Here is a 22050-nt window from a genome sequence, read left to right on the forward strand (position 1 = left end):
TCGACCGCTCGGGTGCAGCGCAACAAGACCGACCGTGCGGACGCGCTCGGCATCGCGCGCATCATGCGCACCGGCTGGTTCCGGCGCGCACATCAAGACCGCGCCATGCCTACCGGCTGCGGCTGCTGCTGAGCATCGCCGGAATCTCAAGCGCAAATTCCTCGATCTCGAGAACGCGATCCGGCACTCGTTGAAGGCGTTTGGCATCCAGCTGAGCCATGTCGTCCGCGGTGGGTTTGCGCAGGCGGTGCGCGACGCGGTGGCCGGCGATGCGCTGGTCAGCGAGATGATCGACGCCATGCTGAATGCACGCGCCGCGCCTGCAGCAACGAATAGGCGTCGCGGACGACGCGCGAAGTGATGGAGCTCCGCTGTCAGCAGATGAGGACCGGTGCAGATCAGAGACGACGGAACGCACGCTATCTTGCCTGCGACGTGGTGCCCGAAGCGGCAGCGCGATCGCGCCAAATTGCCTGTGACGTGGCTCCGTCAGACCGATGGAAAATTGCCCCGCGACGGCTATGCTGCTGCCATCGTGCAGCCGCGCCACGCCGCCGCTGAGCGCGGAAAGCTGCACGGCGCACTGGGACTCCTCGCTGTCGAAGAGCTGCAGATCAGACCGCGCTGCAGGCGTGTTTTTGACGATGAAGATGGAGAGCACCGATGGCGAAAACGACGAAGACGATCGTGGCAGAGAGGCAGAACATCCGACCGATTAAAGTGTCGGCGTAATCGGGCGCGCGCAAGGCGAGACAGTGTTGACGGCAAAGGCGCAGCATTGCGGTGGATCAACATTGATTCGCCGAAGAGGACGTCCGCCGATGAAACTCTCAGCAGCGCTCGACACCTCGAGCACCAAGACCGCGATCTGTGTCATGAACAGCCGCGACGGCACCATTGTGTTCGAAGCCAGCGTTTTGACCGATCCGGCGATCATCTTTGAAGCGCTTGCGCCGTATCTGCCGCGGCTCGACAAGGTCGGCCATGAAGCAGGCAGTGTAGCACCTTGGCTGCACCGTGAGCTCGTGTCCCTGGGCCTTCCCATGGTGCTGTTGGAAGCACGGCAGGCAGCGGCGGCCCTGCAGGCGCAGCGCAACAAGACCGACAAGAATGACGCGCGCGGTCTGGCGCATCTGGTGCGGGCGGGCTGGTATCGACCGGTCCACGTCAAGAGCCCGGAGAGCCATAAACTACGGCTGCTCCTCGGTCACCGGCGGACGCTCAAGCGCAAGCTGCTCGACATCGAAAACGAAATCAGACAGTCGCTGAAGGTGTTCGGTCTGTTGGTTGGACCGCGGGTTCAGCGGGCGTCGTTTACGGCGCGGGTGCGAGACCTGGTGGCTCATGACAGTCTGATTGGGGGCATAACGGAATGCATGTTACGGGCCTGGGAAGCACTATGGGCCGAGTACAAGAGGCTGCACGACTTGCTGGTTCAAATGGTCGGACGGGACGAGCTCTGCCGGCGCTTCTGCGCCATTCCAGGCGTTGGTCCCGTGACTGCTTTGACCTTCAAGGCAGCGATCGACGATCCGCACCGGTTCAGCAAGTCCAAGACCGTAGGGGCGCATTTTGGGCTGACCTCCCGGCGCATACAGACGGGCACATCGATCGACATCGAAGGGCACATTTCGAAGTGCGGCGACGGGGAGGTTCGCACCGTACTCTACGAGGCGGCGAGCGCAATGCTGGTGCGTTCCAAGCAATGGTGCGGCATCAAGGCCTGGGGTGTCCGGATCGCAGCCAAGCGTGGCCACAAGCGCGCGGTGGTGGCCGTTGCGCGTAAGCTGGCGGTGGTCATGCATCGCATGTGGATCGACGGATCTGTGTTCCGGTTCGCAGCCGAAGATGAAAGTGCCGCTGAACCGAGTTTTAGCAACCCGACGGCGCGACGACAGAAGATTGGCTGAGCTTCCGCCGATCGGCGGAGAGGCATTTGGTGGATCGAAGCGGATGCGGAGAGCACGCTATCTTGCCGGCGACGACAGCTCGATTGAGACGTCGAGCGCGCTACTGTGTCTGTGTTGCCCCGCGATCCTGACGACGACATGTGCGCCCGCTTGGCAGGCGGGGTTGAGCACGAACTCCTGGATGGACCACCAGATGTCATCACCCCGAGATCACGACGAAAGCCGGACCAATGCCATGTTGTCGACCGCTCGTGTGCAGCCGTATAATATCAAGCAGAGGAGACGATCATGTCGGAGCAGAAGGCGGAGAAGCGCCCGATTACTCCCGGCAAGATAAAAGCGCCTCTCCGCTGCGGAGAATCGGCGGTCGTAAGTGCTTGTCTTGACTACTAGCGCTCTGTCACTCACGAACTTCATTGTTGCTGTTCGAATACAATTTGTGAGGCGGATCAATCCCCCGAATGGCACCATTCGCACCATAGCGTACGTCTGCGCGGGTTGGGCGGAATCGGACCTCCGACGGTGAACGTGCTTTCGTTGGTGATCCGAGACTGCAGAGAATTGGCCCTGGTGGATCAACACACGGGATCGCCGCGGTGACGAGCGACGGTTGCTCTAGAAGGGCGCTATTTCTCCATCCGGGGGATGACCGGTACACATTCGGAACATGAGCAACTCTGTCGAAGCGGATCGCAGGATCGGCATGATGATCGTTCGCGTTTGCCGTGGCATGTTCGCTCATGCGCTACCGCGATCCTGGCTCCCATCAACATTGTCCCGCTACGGAAACTAATCGAGCTGCAGCCGGCGAGAGCGCGTCCGCAGGCATTCTCGATCGGCATGCGACCAAACTTGCCCGCCGGCGAGCGGGCTCAGGATGGGCCGAGGATGGTGCACGGGGGTGTTCTCGTGGGCTTCCACTACAGCCGGCCCTGGTCAAAGACCTTCAGCAACCTCTTCCATGCGGCAGCCCTGCTCTTCGGCCGCTGCGGCTGAGAGAGGCCGTGACGCTTCCAATCCTGCAACGCTCATGAGCCGCGCTGTTGGTCTTCCCGCGTCTGGGTCCCGGTCGATTGCGCTGACAAGGGCCGACGAATTGGGGGCGCACCCTTGACCATCGTTCGCCGTGAGCACAGGGCGCATTTCACGATCGTGCCGAATGCCGTGTTCACTGACGAGCGGCTTTCGGTCGAGGCCAAGGGCGTGCTCGGATTCCTGCTGTCACGCCCACACAAGTGGCGCGTCCGTCTCGACCATATCGGGCGGACGCTTCTGGTCGGCCGGAAGAAACTGCAACGCATTTTCCGTGAATTGATCTCGGCTGGCTACGTCACCCGAGAGCAGCAGCGACTCGCCGACGGCCAGCGGTTCGGCGAGATCGATTATGTCGTCCGCGACGTGCCGGTACCTGCCAACGTTGCTGGTCCGCCGCGGGGCCGAAAGGGACCTGCGGCTCCGCAGGTCCAAAAGGGACCTGCGTATAAAGAAGCACCGCGGGGCCCTAAGGGACCTGCCTATAAAGAAACAGATAAAAACAGATCACTATCCTCGGCGAACCATCTGCCTCGGACGTCCCGCAGACATCTGGACGCCAAGCCGATCGAGGTAACCCATGACAACGATGATGCCGCGCGGCTCGATCTGCGGATCGTCGAGCTGTTCCCGGACAGGGGTGAAGGCTGGGGCTTCCTGATTGCCCTTTCGGCGGAGGACCGTGCTGTTCTGCGCGACCGTCAGCGACGAGGCGAGCTCGACCGAACTGCGGTGGACGAATTGCGCAAGAGGTACCGTCATCTGCTGGACGACGGACCCGCCAAACCGACGACAAAGGGCCAATAGCGCCGGTTCGAGTGCCGTCGAAAGCGGATCTGCCGCAACGGCGCCTCATGCCGTCAATCGTCGAACTCTGCACCGACTGTCCGTTTCACACGCGATACCCGCCAAACGTCCTCCACCGAGAGACCCAGCGCTGTTTCAGCGGCGCATTTCGGCGTTTCTTGCTGGCGATTGCTCAAGGCCTTTCGTTGAGTCGGACAAGCGCAGTCCGACGGCGATCATAGATCGGATGGAGATCCTCGATGCCCCGCCGCCCAGCCAGGGTCACACAGGCCGATATTGCGCGCGCGATCCGCGCTGCAAAGGAAGCCGGCGCCACCGAGGTCGTCGTCGATACGGACGGCGTGATCAGGATCGCTCTTACCTCGAGCGCTCGGTCTTCCCCTCAGCCAAAGATCAATTTCGACGAAGTCTGGGTGCCGTCCGAGGCGCTTGCGCGCCGTCTCAATGGTACCGAAAGCGGGTGAAACTCACCTTTCGCCATTGATGCCGAATCCGAGGATTCGTAGACTCCAGGCATTGGTTCACGGAGCCGACCAATGCCTGAGACCGAACGTCCCGATCCCCGCGCGCCCGGGGATCGTCGCATGTACCTCTATTTCAACTATTCCGAATTCGGATCATTGCGCTGGTACGTCAAGGTCAGCCGGAAGGGACGCCGGATCGGGATCGCCGAAGACTACGGTACGAGAGCGTTCGATGCTGCCTATGAGGCGGCGGTCGCCGCACTCGGAGGAGTGTTGCGGATGCGGCGCGTCAAAGGAACCAACAAGCCCGGTCAGCCGGAACGCCGCTATCTCTGTGTCGATGTCAGCCAGCGCGGTCAGTTGCGTTACTACGTGCAGCTTCGCAACAAAATGCCAAAGATCCGGATCAAGGCCGCGTACGGTTCTGAGGAATTCGATGCTGAGGTGGATGCCGCCATCGCCTCCCAGATAGCGCTCTACGGGCAGGACAGCGACTACCTCAACGCTCAGAAGCAGCGCAGCGACCCCCGCCCTGCGCGGCCCGGCTCGCCGCCAAAGCCCGGGACACTGCGCTGGTACTGGTACGGATACAGGCAAAGCGACCATTGGCTCGGCGATCTCAGTGTCGGCCATGCCGGTCTTGCCGAGACAACGCGGCTCCAGCGGACAGGGTTGATCGAAAGCCTGCTGATCGGGAATGGCGAGAAGCCATTTTCGGTCCTCACGCGCAACGTCATCAAGGCGGAGATGAAGGCGCGGACCGCCTCCCAGGCCGGCAATCTGCTATCGGCTCTGCGCGGCATGATGCGCTGGATGATTGACGAGGGCCACCTGGACGAGGACGACGATCCGACCATCGGCCTGCGCTCCGGGAAGGCGCGGGCGTCGCGAGAGAGCGGCGGCTTTCTGCCCTGGACGGAGGAGGACATGGCCAGGTACCGGGCCAAATGGCCGCTCGGTACCGAGGCGCGGCTGATGTTTGACATCCTCCACTACACGTTCCTGCGGCTTGGGGACGCGCATCGCTTCGGGCCGCCGCATCTGCGCCAGATCGTGCGCAAGATGGCCGTGCAGATCACCACCGAAAAGAGCCGGGGCAATACGATGGTGACCGTTCCGGTGCACCCCGAGTTTGCGGCGAGCCTGCGGGCCGCAAGAGCCGCCGGGATCATCGGCGCTGACGTGTTCACCGGAAAGCGCCTGAAGGGGCGCGTGCTGCCGATGAACAAAAAGGCGTGGGCGATGAAGTTCAAGAAGTACGCCGTTCTCGCCGGCGTCAACGAGGCAAAGAAGAGCTGCCATGGGGTGCGCAAGGCGCGCGCCGAAGTGGTTGCCTATGCCGAATGCACCGAGAGCCAGATGATGGCGATGTTCGGCTGGACCGACCCGAAGATGCCGGCGCACTACATCGCCCAGGCCAACCGCGAGAAGCTCGGCATCAGCGGAATGGACAAGGTGGTCGCGTTCGACCAGGGCCAGTCACTGGATGATTTTCTGCGGCCTGTCGCAGAAAACAGGACGGGAACGGCGAGCGGGAACGAAGTGGTAACATTCCCGGGTAACATCCGGAAAAAACTGTAAGGATTTCAAGGAGAAACGTGGGTTTGTGGTGCGCTCGGAGAGAACCATGTTCACAGGAACAATATTGATTTTATTAGTCTTTTCTCGCTGAAACGCGCCACTTTGTATCCCAAATTGATCCCGCTCTGTATCACACCGCGCACCCGATCAAAGTCCGCTTCTGACCGGGCCTTCTCCTCTCCCGCTTACTCTGGAATGTATGCTGCGAGCGCGTTCAGGCGATGAGATCGAAGTACCCTCAACCGTGCTTCCGCTGCCATCTCCGGAGGATTTCGCCGTAGTTGCTCCCAGCACGGCTCTCTATTGCCCAGGCCGAATGACTTGCGTACCGGCGATCCGCGGTTGCACCAGCCCCAACTGGCACTCCACAGTTCTCCATACCCCCGCCGTGCGCACAACTGGCAGTTCCATGCCAAAGTAGATACAATTTTGTATTCAGCTCGCCGCACTGTTTATTGCGATTCGCACAAGAGAATCCACGAATGGCCAGGAAGCAGGTTTTTGTTGCTTACCCTTCGAGAGACTCAGCCCTCGCGGCGGGCATTTTCGAGGCCATAAGCAAAGCCAACGCCAAGCCCCTCCCTGTCATCTACGAACCCTGGATATTCAATGACGTCGCTGGCGGCACTCTAATCTCGCCGATCCTGGAAAAGATCGATGATTCGCCCTTCGTTGTTGCCGACATTTCCTACCTAAACCTCAATGTAGTCTATGAAATCGGATTTACGATTGGCCGAAACAAGCGAACGTTCCTCGTCAGGCACAAGCTTACCGAAGGCGATAAGCAGCTCGTGAAGGCCGTAGGCATTTTCGACACTCTAGGCTACCACGAGTATGAGACTTACGATGATCTGAAAGATCGCCTCTGCGCCCACATAGAGACCACGCCTCTTCACGTATCGAAGGAGCTAGATCGCAAGTTCCCGGTCTACATCGTCGAACCGTCGTACAGGGACGAAAGCATCACAACGACGATATCCCGGATCAAGAAGGCGCGCTATCCATACCGAAGCTTCAATGGAGATGACGATCTAAGAATGTCGGCATCCGATACTGTGCGTCAAGTCTCGGCTGCATCTGGCATCGTCCTCCCTTTTCAAGACCCCGCAATCGACGGCGCGGTTGCTCACAACATCCGATGTATGTTTGTGGCCGGCCTCTCGGAAGGTATGAGCAAACCCACTTTACTGCTTTGTCCCAGCACTTTCGAAGCTCCACTGGATGTCAAGGATCAAATTGTTCCATTCAGAACTCCACAAGACATAGCAGACGCGATTGCCGATTTTTGCCCGCTCATCGCCGAATACGCGAGCAAGACGGAACCATCTGGAATTGACACTCAAACACTTCTTGAAGCGATCAGCATCGGCGACCCTCGTGCCGAGAATGAGATGCCAACTCTAGGCCTGTACTACCTGAAGACCGACCAGTTCGAGAGAACAGTTCGCGGCAATGCCAACTTGGTAGTTGGACGCAAAGGTTCCGGCAAAACGGCAATGTTCATTCAGGTGCGCGACAAGATACGCGCAGACAAGCGCAACATCGTCGTCGACTTAAAACCAGAAGGCTATCAGCTCATTAAGCTTAAGGAGGAAATACTAACCTACCTGTCATCCGGTGCGAGACAACACCTCATTACGGCCTTCTGGGAATATCTCATCCTCCTGGAAGTCGCATACAAAATTCTTGAGAAAGATAGCAACACCTATCGACATAACCACTCCCTCCACGACATGTATGTCGAGCTCCGCAACACCTACGAGCTATCTGACTTCACTACTGAAGGCGACTTTTCGGAGCGACTTTTAAAAATATCGGAAGGATTGATACAAAAATATAAATCCAACTTTGGAGAGGTTGACGCTCAGCGCCTCACGGCAGCACAGGTCACCGAGTTGCTCTATAAGCACGACCTCAAAAAACTCCGCACCCTAATCTCTCGATATCTCGAACAAAAAAAGTCGGTCTGGGTTCTTTTCGATAACCTGGATAAGGGATGGAGCACGCACGGTGTTGACGTTATTGATGCCATCGTCCTCCGCTGCCTCGTAGACGCTGGCAGAAAGATTGAACGTGAGATGAAGCGTGACGAGCACGACTTCCATTGCATCGTTTTTGTAAGGAATGACGTTTACGACACCCTCATGAGGAACAGCGCTGACTACGGAAAGGAAAGCAGAGCTGCTCTGGATTGGAGCGACCCCGACATGCTCCGGGAAATGCTGCGCTTACGACTAGTCAATGGCATGAAAGGCAAGCTCGATAAATATGATTTCAATACAGTATGGCGAGAGCTTTGTATGTCACACTACCTCGGAGAGGAGACATCTACGTATCTGATCGACCGCTCTTTGATGCGCCCACGCAACGTTTTGAAGATCTTCAACCACTGCCGTGGCTTCGCCACCAACTTTGGACGGCAGAAGATATCTGAGCAAGATATCGATAAAGGGCTTACCGCCTATTCCCATGATCTGCTGGAGGAGCTTGACCGAGAGTTAAGCGACGTTTTTCCCGACGCAAAAGACCTCCTGTACTATTTCCTTGATGCCCCCGAAGTCATGTCAGGCGATCACCTTGAAGGCATCCTTCGCGAGGCTAACATCGACGAAGCAGATCGCGAGAAAGTCGTAGACTTTCTACTCTACTACGGCATCCTCGGGACGCGTTTAGGAGACACCGACCACTTCATCTACTCAGTAAACTACGACCTCAAGGTCCTCAAGATTAGGGCCTTACGTCATACCGACGCTGCGGATTATGTTGTTAACCCCGCCTTTTGGCCCGCTCTAGGCATCAAAGCCGTCCCACAGACAATACCGATTGATTCATAACTTTTCCGGATCTTACTAAACTGAAGGCCAAGCGCTGTTCAGCATCAGCCTAGAAGTCAACCATAGGTCCAATCCCTCAACAGGACTGCGATAACGATGGCTTCGCGCTAGAAGTGCCGCTCGGAAGGCGACCTCACGGAACGTCTCCTGAGCGACTTCCGCCGATGCTGTGAGGTCTGTTCAAGAAGAAGTTGCGATTTCCTGTCGTAGCATCGGCGTACTGATCGATCGAGACGATAATCGCCTGAACGTGCTGGTAGCACCAGCCTTCGAGCGTCGCGAGACGACGCGCCTGTGCCAGTGCCTTCAAAAACGCAGGCGGGCTCCTATTCACGAAGTCGGAATAATACGGGATGGTCAAGTCTACCACGAGCGCCCTCCCAACACTCTACCGGCCGACGGCCGAGGTTGGACCGCCTTGAGCCTGTCGCGCTGCTCGCAAAGCGCGTCCACGCGATCGAGCAGCAGCTGAAGGTCAGCTTCAGTCACTGCCGTCGGCTTTCCCGCCCTCTGAAGCGCCAAGAGGTCTCGGCGCAACCTAGCCACGTTCTTGCGCGCGCGCTCGATCTCCGAGCGGATTTGCGTAATTTCCGCCATTCCAAGCCTCTTAGATTAAAGCCAGCATGAGAACATATCAAGAACAAAATGTCTAGCCCGACGAAAGCAGCCAAGGTCAACGCCACGATGTGCTAGGAGACAATGCGTTTCAAAAGTAGAGAATTTTTTGGGAGGGGAAGTGATGATAATTCAACAGGAGCAACAGCTTAACGCAGTGGCCGGAGAGGTCCAGGCTCTATTAGCCGTGATTGGCCCCATTTTGAAGGGCGTGCTGTACGCCCTGAAGAAGGAAGTAGCGCTCGAAGCTGGCGACTATGAGAACCTGAAGCTTCTCATGTTGGGCCGATTGCGGAGACAGGGCGACGGTGACTGCGGTATTTGCTTCGAATACGCCGTTCACGAGGCGCTAAACACGGGCGATCCGCACGTTGTCGAGCGCGTGACCGATGCGTTGAACCTTTGCAAGATCAAGGGCGACGCAAAGTCCCTGCTCTTTGGCATTGAAAAGTCCGGTAGGCAGCAGCTCATCGATACGATACATCAAGAATTTACGGACGACAGCCGGGTCCTTTCTGGCCTCAAGGGCCAACCGCCCAAGATCAAACGACACCTCAGCGAACTCGCGCGCGCGTTTCGTAGACGCACGACAACTCTTCCTACATCAATCAGCGGGCTTTGGAAGGCCGATCTCTTCTTGGGTGTGCCCGCAGCGGAAAAATGGGTCGGCACAACGGTCAAGATCAACGCAAGTGCCCTGGTCGGCGCGAAGGGCTTGCGCGTCGGTATCGTTCCCAGCTTGGCCGGGCGCAGCGACCGGGTCATCAAAGATGAACGGAAAAACCTGATAATTTGCCCTCTGCATCATGATGGCCAGTTCATGGAGATATTCTACGACGCCTGGAATATTGTACTTGCCTTCTTTTCGGCAGACGCACGCGTTCCTAAGGAGGTCGTGCTGCCAAACCCAGCTCATCGGGAAGTCGCACGTCAGCTCGAGCAACGTCGCGATTTTCCTGTTCTCGACGTGATCGAGGCGCTGAAGGTGTTCGCTCAGCCCGAACTGCTGAAGACTGCACCCAAGAAGGCTGGACTTCAGACACTCGCAGCGGGCGATGATCTTGCAAACATGGTCCTCGCGCCGCTACCACGGAAGGTCCTGCTGTCCCCGAGGGTTCCTCTCCTAAAGAAGCGCTAGACGACAGGACATTAGCGAGAATACCTCATATGTGGGTCACTTCGTCTTACTACCTTGGGTCATTAGGAACTGGTCGAAGCGAGCGCCGATACGATCCAAAGCACCGACCAACCGCTCTTCGATCCGGTCGATCAGTTGGATGGTCGCGTATTCGGCGGCGACCTTCACGCGGAACTGCGCGAGGTCCCGCTCGGTCGCGGCTGCAAGCCGTTGCGCTTCTGCGGCGGCGGCCTTCGCTTCGTTGGCAATGGCCTGCCCCGCCTTCGCCGACGCTTCGTTCTTCGTGTGCGATACGGCGTTGCGGATCAAAAGCGCCACGACAGCACCGAAGCCGGTGCCGAGCAGGCCTATGAGCCATTCGGGGATCGTGATCATTTGGCTTCGGCCGACGCTTTCAGGCGCACGTTGCGCACGTTGGAGCGCGAAACGCGAAGCCGATGATTGGCCTCGATCCGAGCGGCGCGCTCCAGACGCCAAGCGACGCGAGCGTCGTCACCAGGCCTGACGTTTGGGGCGGGCACTTCGTCGAGCACGAGCGTCGACTCGTGCGGCATGGTGAAGCTTGGACAGGGCCTAACGCTTGCCGTCGTCTGGCAAGCTGCCAGGGAAGTCGCTAGGAGCGAGCACGCAAGAAGCGTTAGGGCGCGCCTTGAGGCGCTGGGCATAGTCATCGATTTCGTCCTGAGCTTCCTTGGCGCGGAGCGCCGCTTCATCACGTTGCTTCTGCGCCACTTCGGCAGCTTCGATCGCGAGACGCAGATCGAAGTCCTTCGCGGCGATCACCTCATCTTTCCTCGCGACATCGGCCCGCAGCGCCTTCGCTTCTGCCCGATCGTCGGCCGTCCGGAAGCCGAGAAGGAACGCGAACAGGAAGACAAAGGCGTACACGGCGAGCTTCGCCGGGACGACGTACTGTTGCAGTGCAGAAAGTCCTGATAGCACCGGGAAGTGACCGACCAGCATCGCGATCACTATGAGTCCGGCGACCAGCAACAGAACGGCATCCGATGTTGCGATCTGCCAAAGCAGATCGCCGAAGCCGAGCTTGTCAGCCATCGACTGAGCGAGCTTAGCCATCATCGCGGTCGATCCAGAACCACACGCCCAGGCCCACGATGATCACGCCGCCCAACGCCACGATCACCTTCCAGTCGGTGAGCAGGCCCGTAAAGGACGACAGCGAGAGGCCGGTGAACAGACCGGTTCCAGCCGTGAGCTTGCTCTTGATGAACGCCTTCAGCTTGCCGGGCTTGGTCGCGCTCTCGTCGTGTACGTCGCACTGCGGTTCGAGGTGGACGTGCTCCTCACCGGGCTCGTCGTTGTCCTGCCGCTCGCCGCCCTCCGGCGTCTCCATGAGGCCGACCGGCTTGTAGGGCAGCGCAGACGCCCGCAACTGATCGAGAGGGTACAGCGGATTGGTATCGATCTTCCGGCCGGGTGAGATCATCCAATGCGTGATGATGTCCTCGATCTTGAACTCTTGCGCGAGCGCGAAGCACAGATCGGTGACGGCCGCGATCTGCTCGGGGCTGTAGTGCAGCCAATAGCCCGCACCGTGAGCCGCCGTCTTCGCGTACTCGACCTTCAGCGCCGGATTCTTGTTCGTGTCGATCGTGCAGATGTCGTTCTTGTAGACGCCGTCCGACACCTTCTGAAGCTTACCAGGGTTGTCGATCTCGATCCCGATAGCGTAGCTGTTCATGAACTTCAGCCCCTTCCATTGGGACTGGCCGGCGTGCCACGCGACGACGTTGAACGGGACGAGCTGCGTGATCTTGCCCTCGCGGCTCACGACGACGTGCGCGGAGACCTTCGCCGCCGGATTGGTCAGCCACGAAATGTCGCCGTCGTCCTTGAGGCCAGACGCGGTGTCGTGGATCACGATGAAGCGCGGCTTCAGAGCGCCGCCGTGGTTCGGGCTCTTTTTGAACGGGAACGGCGCCCCGTCACGTAAGCCGAGCCCCTTCCTGATGCTGATCGACATGATGCTCTCCAGTTGTTGGAAGCATCATCACCTTCGCTTACTAGACTGGGGAGATCGTTTGGGTCGCTCTCATGCAGTCAATCACAGCATCCCCAGCCCGGGTTTGGCTGGCCATACGGATTAAATTGGGAGATTTGCAGAGAGGTATTGGGATTGACTAGAGCCGTCCCATTGCCTTGAATGCTGTACCCGGGATTGGTCGCCGAGAGGCGGAGATTAGAGACGCGTTACGTTCCGCACCTACTGATTCTATTCCTTTGGAGTCGTTTTTTTCCTTGAGATTGGGGCTAGGCCATGCCGAAGACAGTGCAGGCGCAAGCGGATAAGAGAAAGATCGCAGCTCCGGAAAAGCTCACGTTATTGGATTTACTGAAAATCCTAACGCCTGGCCAAGTGTGGGCATTGCTCGGCTGCGTCGTCGCGATAGTAGTCGCCTCGGTTTCCATCGGTAGCTGGGCTCAATCGGCACACGACGATGAGAAGATCGCGGAAAAGAACGCGTTAATACAAGACCTAAAAAGTCGGTCAGGCCAAGACACGGCAAACGTGGAGGCTGCTCGAAGCAGTTTGAAAATAATGCAAGCCAACGTTCGCGCACTAAGGGGAAAGGCAGAATTTCTAGACCGTTTCCTTGCATACGAACTTAGTGCACGAGACCCAGCAAAGCAGCTTTTCATCAACTACGTATGCGCGCTCTGGAAACAATCTCAGGAGCTCAGCATACATATCGATAGAGCCCCATTGAACTTGAGTGAATGGGATTTGAGAAGTGGATTAACGCCTGAGGTTCGTCAATTCCTGTCGCAGAATGGCGTCCCAGACCACTTGCTCGACCAAGCGGCCGGACCGGATACAGCACGCGTTTTTCCTAATATTCCGGATATTACTAGAACGCCCAGTTTTGCCGTCAACAAAATTCAAGGGATTTTGCAAGGCGGCAACCTAACTCTGCAAAAGCGAGTCCGGCTCTTCGACGACACTACATACGAAGTTCCAAACGAAATCGCTGCTGCGGTCCACGAAAAGAAGGATTGCGCTCCCCAATAAGCGAGCCACACGTAGCCCGGCGGTCGAATCCTTGATGCCGCCATCATCACCATGCATACATTTTTTGTATGGAGATGAATGCCGGTGGTTTAGCAAAGTTACTCCACCGCGTGTACTCAGAAATTGTTATACGCGCCGCCCCACAAGTCGCCGTCACCCTCGCCAGCGGTCTCGCACGAGATGCGCGTCTTCAGCCCCGAGCTATTCAGGATGTGCGCGACGGACTTGATTGTGTAGCTGCCGTCGCAGTCGGGATCGAAGCCGACCGCCGTTAGGCCAGCACCGGCGAACAGCTCGGTCCGCCCGACGAAGCTGGCGGCAAAGACCCTCTTGCCGCGAGCGAGCGAGCCCTTGGTCGCCTTCGCCTGAGCTTCAGCCTCCTCCTTCGTCTTGAAGAGTTTGCGCACGCGATGCTTCGGCCCCCGGCTTCCGCCGCCCGCCCCGCTCGCCTTGACCCACTCGCGCTCGCCCTTCTTAACGTTGTGCCACGCCGCCTCGACCGACTCGTAATCGCCGCGCGTTGAGCCCGTGCAATCCCAATCGGTTTGCCCCGTCTCGGTCAGCATGAAAGTTGGGGCGGCGCCGCCGCTCGGGAGCTGGCCCGAGCCCGCCTTGTTGAAGATGACGGTATCGTTCGCCAGCTTGAAATTTCCGCCCACACGACCAGCAAGGCGGGTGAGGAAGTTGAGGTCGGACTCGTTGGACTGGTCGAGATGACCCGGCTTGATGCTGCCCAGCTCACCGGCCACGATCGCACGCAGGCCGTTGCGCCCGGCGATGTACTGCACGATTTCCTTGATACTTTTCTCGTGATAGGAGCGCGACTTCGGAGCCTTGATCTCCGTGGTCAGACCGGCGGCCTTGGCCGAGACGGTCATGATCTTCGGCCGCCCCTTCTTCGTCCACGAGTCGATCTGATACGAGCCCATGAAGTTGATGCCGCTCTCGACGAACCCAAGCCATACTTGCAGCTTCGATCCTTTGCCTGGCGACGGGATGTACTCTCGGTTGTCAAGCTCCAGCTCGCACGAGTCGGACTTCTTGCCCTCGTTGTCCTGAATTATCAGCGAGAGGAGCGGGCCGCCGCCATTGCCGATTCCAGGGATAAGACCTCCGGGGATACCGACGCCACCACCGAGCAACGGCATTCCGAAGGGGGCCGGAATTAGGTTTGCCGTAATGTCCCTGCCGTCGAGGACTACGCGTGCAGCAGGCGTCACGACCAAATCCTCGCGGCTGCCGAGACCTTCTTCGGGGCGTAGGCCGGGATGACGATCGTCAGGCCTTGGGGCAGCCGCGTCCCCGCTGCGGCAAGCCCCTGGTTGGCGCGCAGGATCGCTTCGGTCGCGCCGTGCGTGACGCCGAACCGGCTCCAGGCGATCATGTCAACCGTGTCGCCTTCGATCGTGGTGTAGGTCTCGGCCATCAGGCGTAGGCCCCCAGCTCTACGGTGAACTCGATCTTGCGCGGCGCGCCGTCCGACATGAAGGTCTCCATGCTCTCCTTGACCTTCTCGATGCAGTAGAAGCCGAGATAGCGGCCAAAGCCGGTGATCAGCGGGAGCGGCTGCCCGAGACCGGCTTGCGCACGCATCATGTCCATTTGCCGAAGGCCGCCGCGATAGTGCGGGAAGATCACGCCATCGACCGTGATGGTGTCCTCGCCGGGTCCGACGTATTGCTTGGCCGGGGCCATGCCGATGCGATCCGTGGCAGGCCACCGCCATTCGGAAGACCGCTCGAACTTCTGATAGGCGGCGGTTGATACCGAGAAGCGAAACGCGCCGAGCGCGAGCATTACCGAGCTTTGCATGATCAATCACTCAAGAGGCCGCGCTGCTCGGACTCAAGCCGGGCGAAGGCGGCATAGACGGCTTCTTCGGCGGCGCGGCGGACTTCCGCCGGATCGCCGCCCTTGACGGTGATGTTGACCTCCGCGCGCTGGGACCGGGAGACCATTCCGCCCGCACCCGCCGCTGAAGACGACGCGGCAACCGCAGCCGCGCCGCTCGCGTTGAGGCGGCGCAGCGTTGCGTTGGTCTCGATGCGGCCGCTCGCGCCGGGCACGAACAGCTCGGGGCCACGCTCGCCGACAAGATATGGCTTGCCGTAACGGACCGGGCCGCCCAGGGCGCGAGCGCCAGCAACAGGGTTGGCCGGGTTGCCTGAGTTGAGCCAAGACTTCGTGCTCGGCCCGCTATTGAAGATGTTATTGATGGCCCCGCCGAGCGCCGACATCTTGTCGATCGCCGCCCCGATCCAGCCGACCAGCGTCTCAATTGCCGAGATCACCTTCTTGACACCTTCGGCCGCCACGCCCCCGACCGTCTCGCCCCAGGTCCGCCACTTCGCCCCGCTTTCGTCGATGGGACCAAGCAACTTCCCGAACCAATCAACGACGCTGCCGAGACCGTTGGCGAGCTTCTTGACCCCCTCCCCTGCCGGACCCAGGCCCTTCATGAAGCCCTCACCAAAGCCCGCGAAAAAGGATTTGAGGCCATCCCAATTGTTGTGGACCCACACCCCGAGCGCGGTGAGCGCGGCAACCAGCGCCGTGATGATCAGCCCGACCGGGTTCGCGACAAGCGCCCACATGGCAGCGCCGATCGCGCGGAGCGCCGTGACGGGGAACAGCAAGATCGCCTTGCCGAGCGCCATCAGACCGCCGCCCGCGACGGAAAGACCGGCAAGCGCGATCGTTGACCAGCGCAACATCGACATCGCGGCCAGGGCGACGCGGGTGCGGGCCGCGAAAGCGAGCATGATGGCACTGCCCCGAACAAGGCCGCCCGAAAGCAACGCGATGGCACCCACCAAGAGGCGCGAGGAGGCGAGCGCCAGCATCATCGTTGCGCTCAGACCGCGGATAGCGAACAGGGCCACGCGGCCAACTGCCCCCAGGACATAGAGCAGCGGTCCAGCGGCGGCAGCCGCAGCCGAGAGATACAGGCCCGTCTTGAGCAAGCCGGGGGATGAAGCGGCCATGCCTTTCATCAGGCTTTCGAGCCACTTCATGCCGTTGAGGATGTCCGGCATGACCAGCTCGGTCAGCGTGTTCCTAAGGCCATTGAAAGCAGAGTCGAGTTCGAGGATGGACTTCGGGAGACCCTGATACGAGACCTCCCACGTCTTCGCGGCATAACCTTTGACCTTCTCCGACACATCCTTCAGGATTTCTTCGAGGTTCTGCGAAAGCAGCGCCAACATGCGGACCGACTGGCGCCCCTCGAAGATGTTGGCGAGATCACCCTGCGTCGCACCCTTCGACTTCAGATCCTTTGCAAGCTTCAGAAGATCGATCTCGGACCCTGCGGTGGTGAACGTGTCATCGACGGCCTCCATGATCGCGCTCATGTCTTGCGCGCTCGTTGTGCCAAGCTTCGCCACGACGGCATCATAGACCGCCTTGCGCTGCTTCTCGGGCGCCCCCTTGTTGGCATTGAGCACCTTGTCCAGCACCTTGGGATCGATGTCATAACCCGACGCCGCGAGACCAGCGCTCATGTTCGCGCCGGTGCGGTTGCCCTGACTGACATAGTCCGAATATTGGAGACCCAGCTTCGCCATCGTGGCACGCCCTGCCTTGGTTGGCTTGACCATGCGGACGTACGCCGAGCGAAGCGCGACGCCCGATTCAGAATTGAGGATGCCAGCCTTCGCCATGGCAATGATCATGGCGTTCGTCTGCTCGACCGAGTTGCCAGCGGCTGCGGCGGCAGCACCGACGTACCGGAACGACTGCGCCATGTCCTTCGTGCTCGCGCTGGTCTTCAGCGCGCCATACACCAGGTTATCCACGATGCGCTGCGTGCTCGCCGCCGCGTCCTCCGTGGACTTCATTCCGAGCTTGTATTGCGTCGCGAGTTTCGTGACATAGCCACCCAGCTCCGCGCCGCTCATGTCTTCGGCCGTCGTCGCGCCCTGCAAGACGGTCTCGATCGCGCCTTTGGCGGCATCAACGCTGAAGCCCGCCTTCAGAAGCTCGTTGAAGGTCTTCATGATCTCGGTCGCGTCGCCGTACTTCGAGGCAATGGCATCGGCGTAGGCCACGATCTCTTTGCGCGCCTTCGTGCGCTGCTCAGGCGTCATGCCGTCGAGGCCAATGGCTTCGAGCGTGTTGCCCGCCTTGGCGCGCTCGTTGGCAGCCTTGATCGCCTCGACGCCCAGGAGCCCGGCGGGCACCGTGACGCCGAACGTCGCATTACGGCCGGTCCGCTGGACCTTGGACATCAGCTTCGAGGTCTCGGCAATGTGCTTGTTGACTGCCAAGAACGGCGCGTTCATGCGTGCGCCCATGCCAGCGAGCGAAGCGCCCAAGCCGTTGATTTGGGCCTTCGCAGCGCTAACAGCGGCGTTGAGGCTCGGACTGACCTTGCCACCGATATTGACGAATACCGAGAAGCCGGTCGCCATTCACTTCGCCTTCATCGCCTTGTTGATGTCGGCCTGAAGCTCTGTTGCAGCCTCAAGCCATTCATAGAAGTCGTCGAGGAACATCTCTTCGACTTCACTGATCGTGACGCCGCCTTTGGTCAGCCGAACAAGCGTCAATATCGCCTTGCGGAGATCGCTTAGCTCGACTGACCCCCACGAAAAGCATCGAGCTGATCGCCCAGCTTCTTCGCGTCATATTCGTCGAGTTCGTCGATCACGTTCGGCGCGACGCCGCACAGATCGGCCAGGAGCAGCACGCCACGGTCCGCGTCGTGGCCCTTGAACTTGGCGGCCTTCTTCGAGTCCTTGGTCTTCGGCCGACGCATGGTCAGGCTCGAATACTTCACGCCGTCCACCTCGATCGGAAAGTCGAGAGTGATCGGGGCTTCCGCCCGCATATCGGGCTTATTCTCTTCGTCGCTCACTGCATAGTTCTCCCGTTGATAGTTCGAAGAGACTAGCCCGTGCGCTCGCGCGTAGAGGGGCCAGTCTCGCCGCCTTACATGCCCATCGCTGCCCGGATCGAGGCGAGTTGATCCACGCCGTTGACGATGCGGATCATGTTGTCCACGTCGATCTCGATTGCGACGGTGTCGCCGATCTGGACTTTGACGTAGCGAAGCGTCATCTCGGCTTCGTTCTGCGTCATGTCACCGGCTTTCCAGCTCCCAAGCGTGTTGCCCTTGAAGCCGCCGTGCAGATCGACCACCATCGCGACGGCGGCCTCGCCGTCACGCTGAAGAGCGCCACGGAGCTGCACGCGCGCAGCATTGCCGTCCATGTTGCCGAACAGCCCGAGAATCTGCGTGTTGTACTCGCCGAACGTGAACTTGGCGGTCATGACCTCCAGGCCCATGTCGAGTTCGACAGGGGCGTCCATGCCGCCGCCGCGATACTCCTCCGTCTTGACTTGGAAGTCGGGCAGCTCGACTTCGGCAACGCGACCGGCCCAGCCGGTCCCGTTGACGAAGGTGTTGAAGTTGCGAAGTACGCGCGGGATCATCTCTTTTCCCCGTTATGCGAAGAGGTTGCGGATGTAGTCGGAGACGAGATGCGACCGGAACGTCACGCGCTCGGCCGGATACGGCGGGGTGAAATCATAGGAGACGGTGACATGACCATCGGTGATGTCGACCTCCGTGTTGAACTCCGGATCGACCCAGCAGTCGCCGCCAAGGATCGCGCCCTTGGTCTTCAACTGCCGCATGTACGCCTTGACGGACGCGACCACGTCGTCGAGGTAGTTCTTCGTGATGGAGCGATCGACGGCCCAACGGTGTGCCTTCGCGATCGAGATATCGATCATGTCGGCCGTCCGCGACACGGACAGGAAGGCGAACTTCAGGTCAGCCGAGCAGGTACGGTTACCCCAAAGATACCAGCCGTCGTCGCGGATGAACGTCGCGATCTGGTTCTCGTTGAGGATGTTTGCGCGGCTGTTCTTGTCGCCATAGGCGTAGTCGATCGGCCGCGAGATGCCGCCAATGCCGTAGACTTCTTTGTTGGACGGCGACTCCCAGAAGCCCGAGTTGTTGTCCACGCGAGAGATCAGACCGGCGACGCGCGGCGACGCGGGCTCGAGGGCATAGGTGTTCGTCTTCACCGACCACCCCGACACCTTGGGATCGACGATGAACACGCGACGGGTGCCGTGGTCGTTGCGATAAGCGAAGGCGGCCGAGTCCGTGGTCGCCGGACCATCGGCGATGATGTGCGCCTTCATGCCATCCGCGAGCTGCTTCAGCTCGCCGACCACCGGGTTCGCCGAAGCGCCGGTCTGGATCGTGATCGCCGCGCCGGTGCCGTCGCCGGTGATCGTCCCCGTGATCGGCGACACGATGCCATAGCCGAGCGACTTGAAGTCGAGGCCCGTCACCTTGCCGTTGGTCAGGATCACGGTCGCGGACGGAAGCACTGCGCCCACGCCGCCGCCGGTGAAGACGACTTCCGCGTGGGTGTAGCCGTTGCCCTGAGACATGACGGTGTGACCGCTCACGCCGATCGGGCGCTGATGGGTGAAGCCCGGCGCGATGAAGATCATCGGCGCAACGCCGCACTCGGCCTCCGCAGCGCGAAGGACGTGAACGCCGGTGAATGCGCCCGTGTCGGCATCCACGCCGCCGATCACCTTCGAAAGCTGCTCGTTCTCGTGCTCCACCTCCGCGACGCGGATCACGACGATCAGAGCGCCGCCCTGATCGTAAATTGCGTCAATCGCTTGCGGCAGGGTGCCGGTCGTGCCGATCATCGCAGCGGCCTGCCGACGATTGACGAGAACCGGAAAGTCGAGCGGGAACGCGACTTCGTTCGCTCCGGCGGCGGTGCCGATCAATCCGATGACGGACGAGCGGACGGTCTGGATCGGCCGGGCGCCGGAGTCAACGACGACAGTCTCGACGCCGTGCAGAAAGTCGGTAAGGGACATATGTGTGCTCTCAATCCTCGAAGCATTGGGATTGAGAGCACCGTAGGAAGCGCCTGCTTAGTTGTCGGGACCGTTCCAGTAGCCCCCAGATCAGAGCGACTTTGCCAATTGGAAGAGTGCAATCAGATCACCCTCCGACTTGCCAAGTGCCTGCATGCAGGCCGCCACCATCGGATCGGTGGAGACGAACTGCGTGCTGTAATCCCAGCTATCTTGCACGTCGAGTGATGCAGACTTAACGTAGTCCTCGACTTGCTGCCGCACGCCCATCTTGGTCATCGCTAACCTGATCTGGCGCGGCGAGACCGTCAATACGACCGGGAAGTCCGCCACGCTCATTGCGACCGGGTCGAACTTCTTGCCGCTGAAGTCCGCGAACGGATCAGAACCAGTATAGCCCTCGATCTCGATCACACGAGCGCCCGGCGGGAACATCCGCGACGGGTCGCGATCCACCGCCTGTACCTGCCAATCACCGTTCGGTAACTGCCAGACCGTTGCCTTCACGGTCCCAGGCGCGAAGAGTGCCGTTTCGCCGTAGAGCGCTTCGTACCAATCGAGCCCATCGCTCTCGCGCTTTGCGAACGCCGTGTTAATGGCGAGCTCGGGCGGAAACGGGTCGGGAATATACGATGCCCAATAGCCCCGGTCGATGATGTTCATGATCGTCCCCTTAATTGAAGTTGAACCATCCTTGCGGAGTTGCGTACTGATGATAGCGGAAGCGATAGGTGGTGTTGCCGGTGAAGTTGCTGGTGAAGATTCCGGAAACGGCACACATCGTCCCGAAGTTGTCGGTGCCCCCCGACACCTGCGCGACGCTACTCTGGTCGAGATCGCCCGCGTGGACAGCGCGCAGAGATGTCACGGGCTGGATATTTCCAGCGTGCCAGATCGCCCCAGCGCCACCGAGTTGGTAGCTACTTCCATCCCAATAGATGTAGCGCGCCCCACTATTGCCAAGGAAGACAACGCCAGTCGTCGGAGAACCCGCGCGGATTACGGTTACGTCGCCAGCTTGCGATCCGCCGACCGGCTCGCCGCCAATGGCGAAGCGGGCTGCCACCTTGCTATCGCCGCCGAAGATTGCGCCCGCAGTCGTCGAGAAAGTGCCGTTCAGCGTGACATTGCCCTTGATCGCAAAGCTTCCGGAGGCGCGGTTGATACTCACCGGCGTATCGAGGACCGTGCCATCGTTGGCATAGCGGAGAAGATTGAAGTTCGACCCCGCGTTATTGGCCCCTTCTGCCGCGCCATCGCCAAGCTGGAGCACCCAGCGATCCTTGCCGCCGAGCTTGCCGCGGATGTTGATGCCGCCGTTCGCCCGGTCGAGGGAGACGTCGCCCGTCAGGGTACCGCCAGCCTTGTCGAACTTCGCGGCCAGAGTGGTCGTGAAGCTCTGGAGCTGGGTCGCGACTGAGTCATTCAGATCGTGAATAGCCTGATCAACTTCAGCGTCATTGTCGGTCAATTGCTTCGTGACCGTGTCCTGTAGCGCCGTCATCGCGCCTTGGATCGCCTGCAGAGCCGACGTGATCATATCCTTCGTGCGCTTGACGGTAAGCACGCGATCGGTCGCCGTGCCAGCACTCGCTTCCGCCGCAGTCGCGAGGCGGACGCTGCCGAAGATCGTCTCGGACGCAACAACGTTCCGCTCTTCAAGCTCGGTCACGTCGTCGCTGATCATCGCAATCGCGTTGCGGATGCGGGTTGCATCGTCGCGCGCGATGTTGTCGGGGTTCGGCAGCGGGTAGCCCCGCTGCGTGGTCTCGTCAGTCAT

Annotated in this window: 22 protein-coding genes and 1 pseudogene; 8 read left to right on the forward strand and 15 right to left on the reverse strand. The window is 59.9% G+C overall.

The features are described from left to right. Nucleotides 1-15 precede the first annotated feature (15 nt). The 6 genes and pseudogenes from ACQR2C_RS04050 to ACQR2C_RS04075 all read left to right on the forward strand — a co-directional run. Nucleotides 16-316 (forward strand): annotated as a pseudogene (locus ACQR2C_RS04050) (IS110 family transposase); the annotation flags it as partial. Nucleotides 317-821: 505 nt separating this feature from the next. Continuing rightward, nucleotides 822-1910: an IS110 family transposase gene (locus tag ACQR2C_RS04055; protein WP_315804879.1), complete on the forward strand. Its 1089-nt coding sequence runs from the start codon at nt 822-824 to the stop codon at nt 1908-1910. 1110 nt (nt 1911-3020) lie between these two features. After that, on the forward strand, nt 3021-3749 hold the full coding sequence (locus tag ACQR2C_RS04060; RefSeq protein WP_434880500.1) for a hypothetical protein: 729 nt from the start codon (nt 3021-3023) through the stop codon (nt 3747-3749). Nucleotides 3750-3988: 239 nt separating this feature from the next. Further along, complete coding sequence (locus tag ACQR2C_RS04065) at nt 3989-4213, forward strand: hypothetical protein (RefSeq protein WP_434880501.1); 225 nt, start codon at nt 3989-3991, stop codon at nt 4211-4213. Nucleotides 4214-4333: 120 nt separating this feature from the next. After that, the gene (locus ACQR2C_RS04070; protein WP_434880502.1) at nt 4334-5794 is read left to right on the forward strand and encodes a hypothetical protein; all 1461 of its coding nucleotides are present in this window, start codon (nt 4334-4336) and stop codon (nt 5792-5794) included. A 482-nt stretch (nt 5795-6276) separates the two neighbouring features. Then, on the forward strand, nt 6277-8628 hold the full coding sequence (locus ACQR2C_RS04075; RefSeq protein WP_434880503.1) for a P-loop ATPase, Sll1717 family: 2352 nt from the start codon (nt 6277-6279) through the stop codon (nt 8626-8628). 133 nt (nt 8629-8761) lie between these two features. Here the strand turns inward: ACQR2C_RS04075 and ACQR2C_RS04080 are convergent, their stop codons facing one another. Then, nucleotides 8762-8989: a hypothetical protein gene (locus ACQR2C_RS04080; protein ID WP_434880766.1), complete on the reverse strand. Its 228-nt coding sequence runs from the start codon at nt 8987-8989 to the stop codon at nt 8762-8764. Between the two features lie 378 nt (nt 8990-9367). Between ACQR2C_RS04080 and ACQR2C_RS04085 the strand changes: the two genes are divergently transcribed. Continuing rightward, complete coding sequence (locus ACQR2C_RS04085; RefSeq protein WP_434880504.1) at nt 9368-10381, forward strand: hypothetical protein; 1014 nt, start codon at nt 9368-9370, stop codon at nt 10379-10381. Nucleotides 10382-10417: 36 nt separating this feature from the next. On the opposite strand, the gene ACQR2C_RS04090 is transcribed toward ACQR2C_RS04085, so the two are convergent. From ACQR2C_RS04090 to ACQR2C_RS04105, 4 genes are read right to left on the reverse strand one after another with little or no spacing between them, the layout of a single operon-like run. Continuing rightward, nucleotides 10418-10756 carry a hypothetical protein gene (locus ACQR2C_RS04090; RefSeq protein WP_434880505.1) on the reverse strand — a complete coding sequence of 113 codons (339 nt, stop codon included), beginning with the start codon at nt 10754-10756 and terminating at the stop codon, nt 10418-10420. Next, nucleotides 10753-10935 carry a hypothetical protein gene (locus tag ACQR2C_RS04095; RefSeq protein WP_434880506.1) on the reverse strand — a complete coding sequence of 61 codons (183 nt, stop codon included), beginning with the start codon at nt 10933-10935 and terminating at the stop codon, nt 10753-10755. Before ACQR2C_RS04095 ends, ACQR2C_RS04090 begins: the two co-directional genes overlap by 4 nt. 19 nt (nt 10936-10954) lie before the next feature. Continuing rightward, nucleotides 10955-11461 (reverse strand): hypothetical protein, encoded by a 507-nt coding sequence (locus ACQR2C_RS04100; RefSeq protein WP_434880507.1) that lies wholly within the window; start codon nt 11459-11461, stop codon nt 10955-10957. Further along, nucleotides 11451-12365: an N-acetylmuramoyl-L-alanine amidase gene (locus ACQR2C_RS04105; protein WP_434880508.1), complete on the reverse strand. Its 915-nt coding sequence runs from the start codon at nt 12363-12365 to the stop codon at nt 11451-11453. The genes ACQR2C_RS04100 and ACQR2C_RS04105 overlap by 11 nt, the downstream gene beginning before the upstream one ends. 294 nt (nt 12366-12659) lie before the next feature. Here ACQR2C_RS04105 and ACQR2C_RS04110 point away from each other — a divergent pair, with 294 nt between their 5' ends. Beyond that, nucleotides 12660-13412, forward strand: a complete 753-nt coding sequence (locus tag ACQR2C_RS04110; RefSeq protein WP_434880509.1) for a hypothetical protein — start codon at nt 12660-12662, stop codon at nt 13410-13412. Between the two features lie 116 nt (nt 13413-13528). Here ACQR2C_RS04110 and ACQR2C_RS04115 read toward each other — a convergent pair whose 3' ends face one another. The 10 genes from ACQR2C_RS04115 to ACQR2C_RS04160 all read right to left on the reverse strand — a co-directional run bounded on the left by ACQR2C_RS04115 (nt 13529) and on the right by ACQR2C_RS04160 (nt 22050). Beyond that, entirely contained in the window at nt 13529-14632 is a 1104-nt protein-coding gene (locus ACQR2C_RS04115) for a phage late control D family protein (RefSeq protein ID WP_434880510.1), read from the reverse strand. Beyond that, nucleotides 14629-14838: a tail protein X gene (locus ACQR2C_RS04120; protein WP_315741065.1), complete on the reverse strand. Its 210-nt coding sequence runs from the start codon at nt 14836-14838 to the stop codon at nt 14629-14631. Before ACQR2C_RS04120 ends, ACQR2C_RS04115 begins: the two co-directional genes overlap by 4 nt. Further along, nucleotides 14838-15224, reverse strand: coding sequence for a phage tail protein (locus ACQR2C_RS04125; protein WP_315741064.1), 387 nt, complete (start codon nt 15222-15224; stop codon nt 14838-14840). The genes ACQR2C_RS04120 and ACQR2C_RS04125 overlap by 1 nt, the downstream gene beginning before the upstream one ends. Before the next feature lie 2 nt (nt 15225-15226). Continuing rightward, complete coding sequence (locus ACQR2C_RS04130) at nt 15227-17824, reverse strand: phage tail tape measure protein (RefSeq protein ID WP_434880511.1); 2598 nt, start codon at nt 17822-17824, stop codon at nt 15227-15229. Beyond that, the gene (locus tag ACQR2C_RS04135; RefSeq protein ID WP_315741062.1) at nt 17825-17962 is read right to left on the reverse strand and encodes a hypothetical protein; all 138 of its coding nucleotides are present in this window, start codon (nt 17960-17962) and stop codon (nt 17825-17827) included. Between the two features lie 20 nt (nt 17963-17982). Continuing rightward, on the reverse strand, nt 17983-18270 hold the full coding sequence (locus ACQR2C_RS04140) for a phage tail assembly protein (protein WP_434880512.1): 288 nt from the start codon (nt 18268-18270) through the stop codon (nt 17983-17985). A 74-nt stretch (nt 18271-18344) separates the two neighbouring features. Beyond that, on the reverse strand, nt 18345-18848 hold the full coding sequence (locus ACQR2C_RS04145; RefSeq protein ID WP_315741060.1) for a phage major tail tube protein: 504 nt from the start codon (nt 18846-18848) through the stop codon (nt 18345-18347). 12 nt (nt 18849-18860) lie between these two features. Beyond that, nucleotides 18861-20270 carry a phage tail sheath C-terminal domain-containing protein gene (locus ACQR2C_RS04150; protein ID WP_434880513.1) on the reverse strand — a complete coding sequence of 470 codons (1410 nt, stop codon included), beginning with the start codon at nt 20268-20270 and terminating at the stop codon, nt 18861-18863. Between the two features lie 90 nt (nt 20271-20360). Continuing rightward, nucleotides 20361-20933 carry a hypothetical protein gene (locus ACQR2C_RS04155; RefSeq protein WP_315741058.1) on the reverse strand — a complete coding sequence of 191 codons (573 nt, stop codon included), beginning with the start codon at nt 20931-20933 and terminating at the stop codon, nt 20361-20363. A 10-nt stretch (nt 20934-20943) separates the two neighbouring features. Next, the gene (locus ACQR2C_RS04160) at nt 20944-22050 is read right to left on the reverse strand and encodes a hypothetical protein (protein WP_434880514.1); all 1107 of its coding nucleotides are present in this window, start codon (nt 22048-22050) and stop codon (nt 20944-20946) included.

The sequence above is a fragment of the Bradyrhizobium sp. HKCCYLRH3061 genome, assembly GCF_051168015.1.
Taxonomy (GTDB): domain Bacteria; phylum Pseudomonadota; class Alphaproteobacteria; order Rhizobiales; family Xanthobacteraceae; genus Bradyrhizobium.

Coding starts and splice junctions, on each gene's coding strand:
- ACQR2C_RS04055 (WP_315804879.1), top strand. CDS start 822: ATGAAACTCTCAGCAGCGCTCGACACCTCGAGCACCAAGACCGCGATC.
- ACQR2C_RS04065 (WP_434880501.1), top strand. CDS start 3,989: ATGCCCCGCCGCCCAGCCAGGGTCACACAGGCCGATATTGCGCGCGCG.
- ACQR2C_RS04070 (WP_434880502.1), top strand. CDS start 4,334: ATGTACCTCTATTTCAACTATTCCGAATTCGGATCATTGCGCTGGTAC.
- ACQR2C_RS04075 (WP_434880503.1), top strand. CDS start 6,277: ATGGCCAGGAAGCAGGTTTTTGTTGCTTACCCTTCGAGAGACTCAGCC.
- ACQR2C_RS04085 (WP_434880504.1), top strand. CDS start 9,368: ATGATAATTCAACAGGAGCAACAGCTTAACGCAGTGGCCGGAGAGGTC.
- ACQR2C_RS04090 (WP_434880505.1), bottom strand. CDS start 10,756: ATGATCACGATCCCCGAATGGCTCATAGGCCTGCTCGGCACCGGCTTC.
- ACQR2C_RS04095 (WP_434880506.1), bottom strand. CDS start 10,935: ATGCCGCACGAGTCGACGCTCGTGCTCGACGAAGTGCCCGCCCCAAAC.
- ACQR2C_RS04100 (WP_434880507.1), bottom strand. CDS start 11,461: ATGATGGCTAAGCTCGCTCAGTCGATGGCTGACAAGCTCGGCTTCGGC.
- ACQR2C_RS04105 (WP_434880508.1), bottom strand. CDS start 12,365: ATGTCGATCAGCATCAGGAAGGGGCTCGGCTTACGTGACGGGGCGCCG.
- ACQR2C_RS04110 (WP_434880509.1), top strand. CDS start 12,660: ATGCCGAAGACAGTGCAGGCGCAAGCGGATAAGAGAAAGATCGCAGCT.
- ACQR2C_RS04120 (WP_315741065.1), bottom strand. CDS start 14,838: ATGGCCGAGACCTACACCACGATCGAAGGCGACACGGTTGACATGATC.
- ACQR2C_RS04125 (WP_315741064.1), bottom strand. CDS start 15,224: ATGCAAAGCTCGGTAATGCTCGCGCTCGGCGCGTTTCGCTTCTCGGTA.
- ACQR2C_RS04130 (WP_434880511.1), bottom strand. CDS start 17,824: ATGGCGACCGGCTTCTCGGTATTCGTCAATATCGGTGGCAAGGTCAGT.
- ACQR2C_RS04145 (WP_315741060.1), bottom strand. CDS start 18,848: ATGATCCCGCGCGTACTTCGCAACTTCAACACCTTCGTCAACGGGACC.
- ACQR2C_RS04150 (WP_434880513.1), bottom strand. CDS start 20,270: ATGTCCCTTACCGACTTTCTGCACGGCGTCGAGACTGTCGTCGTTGAC.
- ACQR2C_RS04155 (WP_315741058.1), bottom strand. CDS start 20,933: ATGAACATCATCGACCGGGGCTATTGGGCATCGTATATTCCCGACCCG.
- ACQR2C_RS04160 (WP_434880514.1), bottom strand. CDS start 22,050: ATGACTGACGAGACCACGCAGCGGGGCTACCCGCTGCCGAACCCCGAC.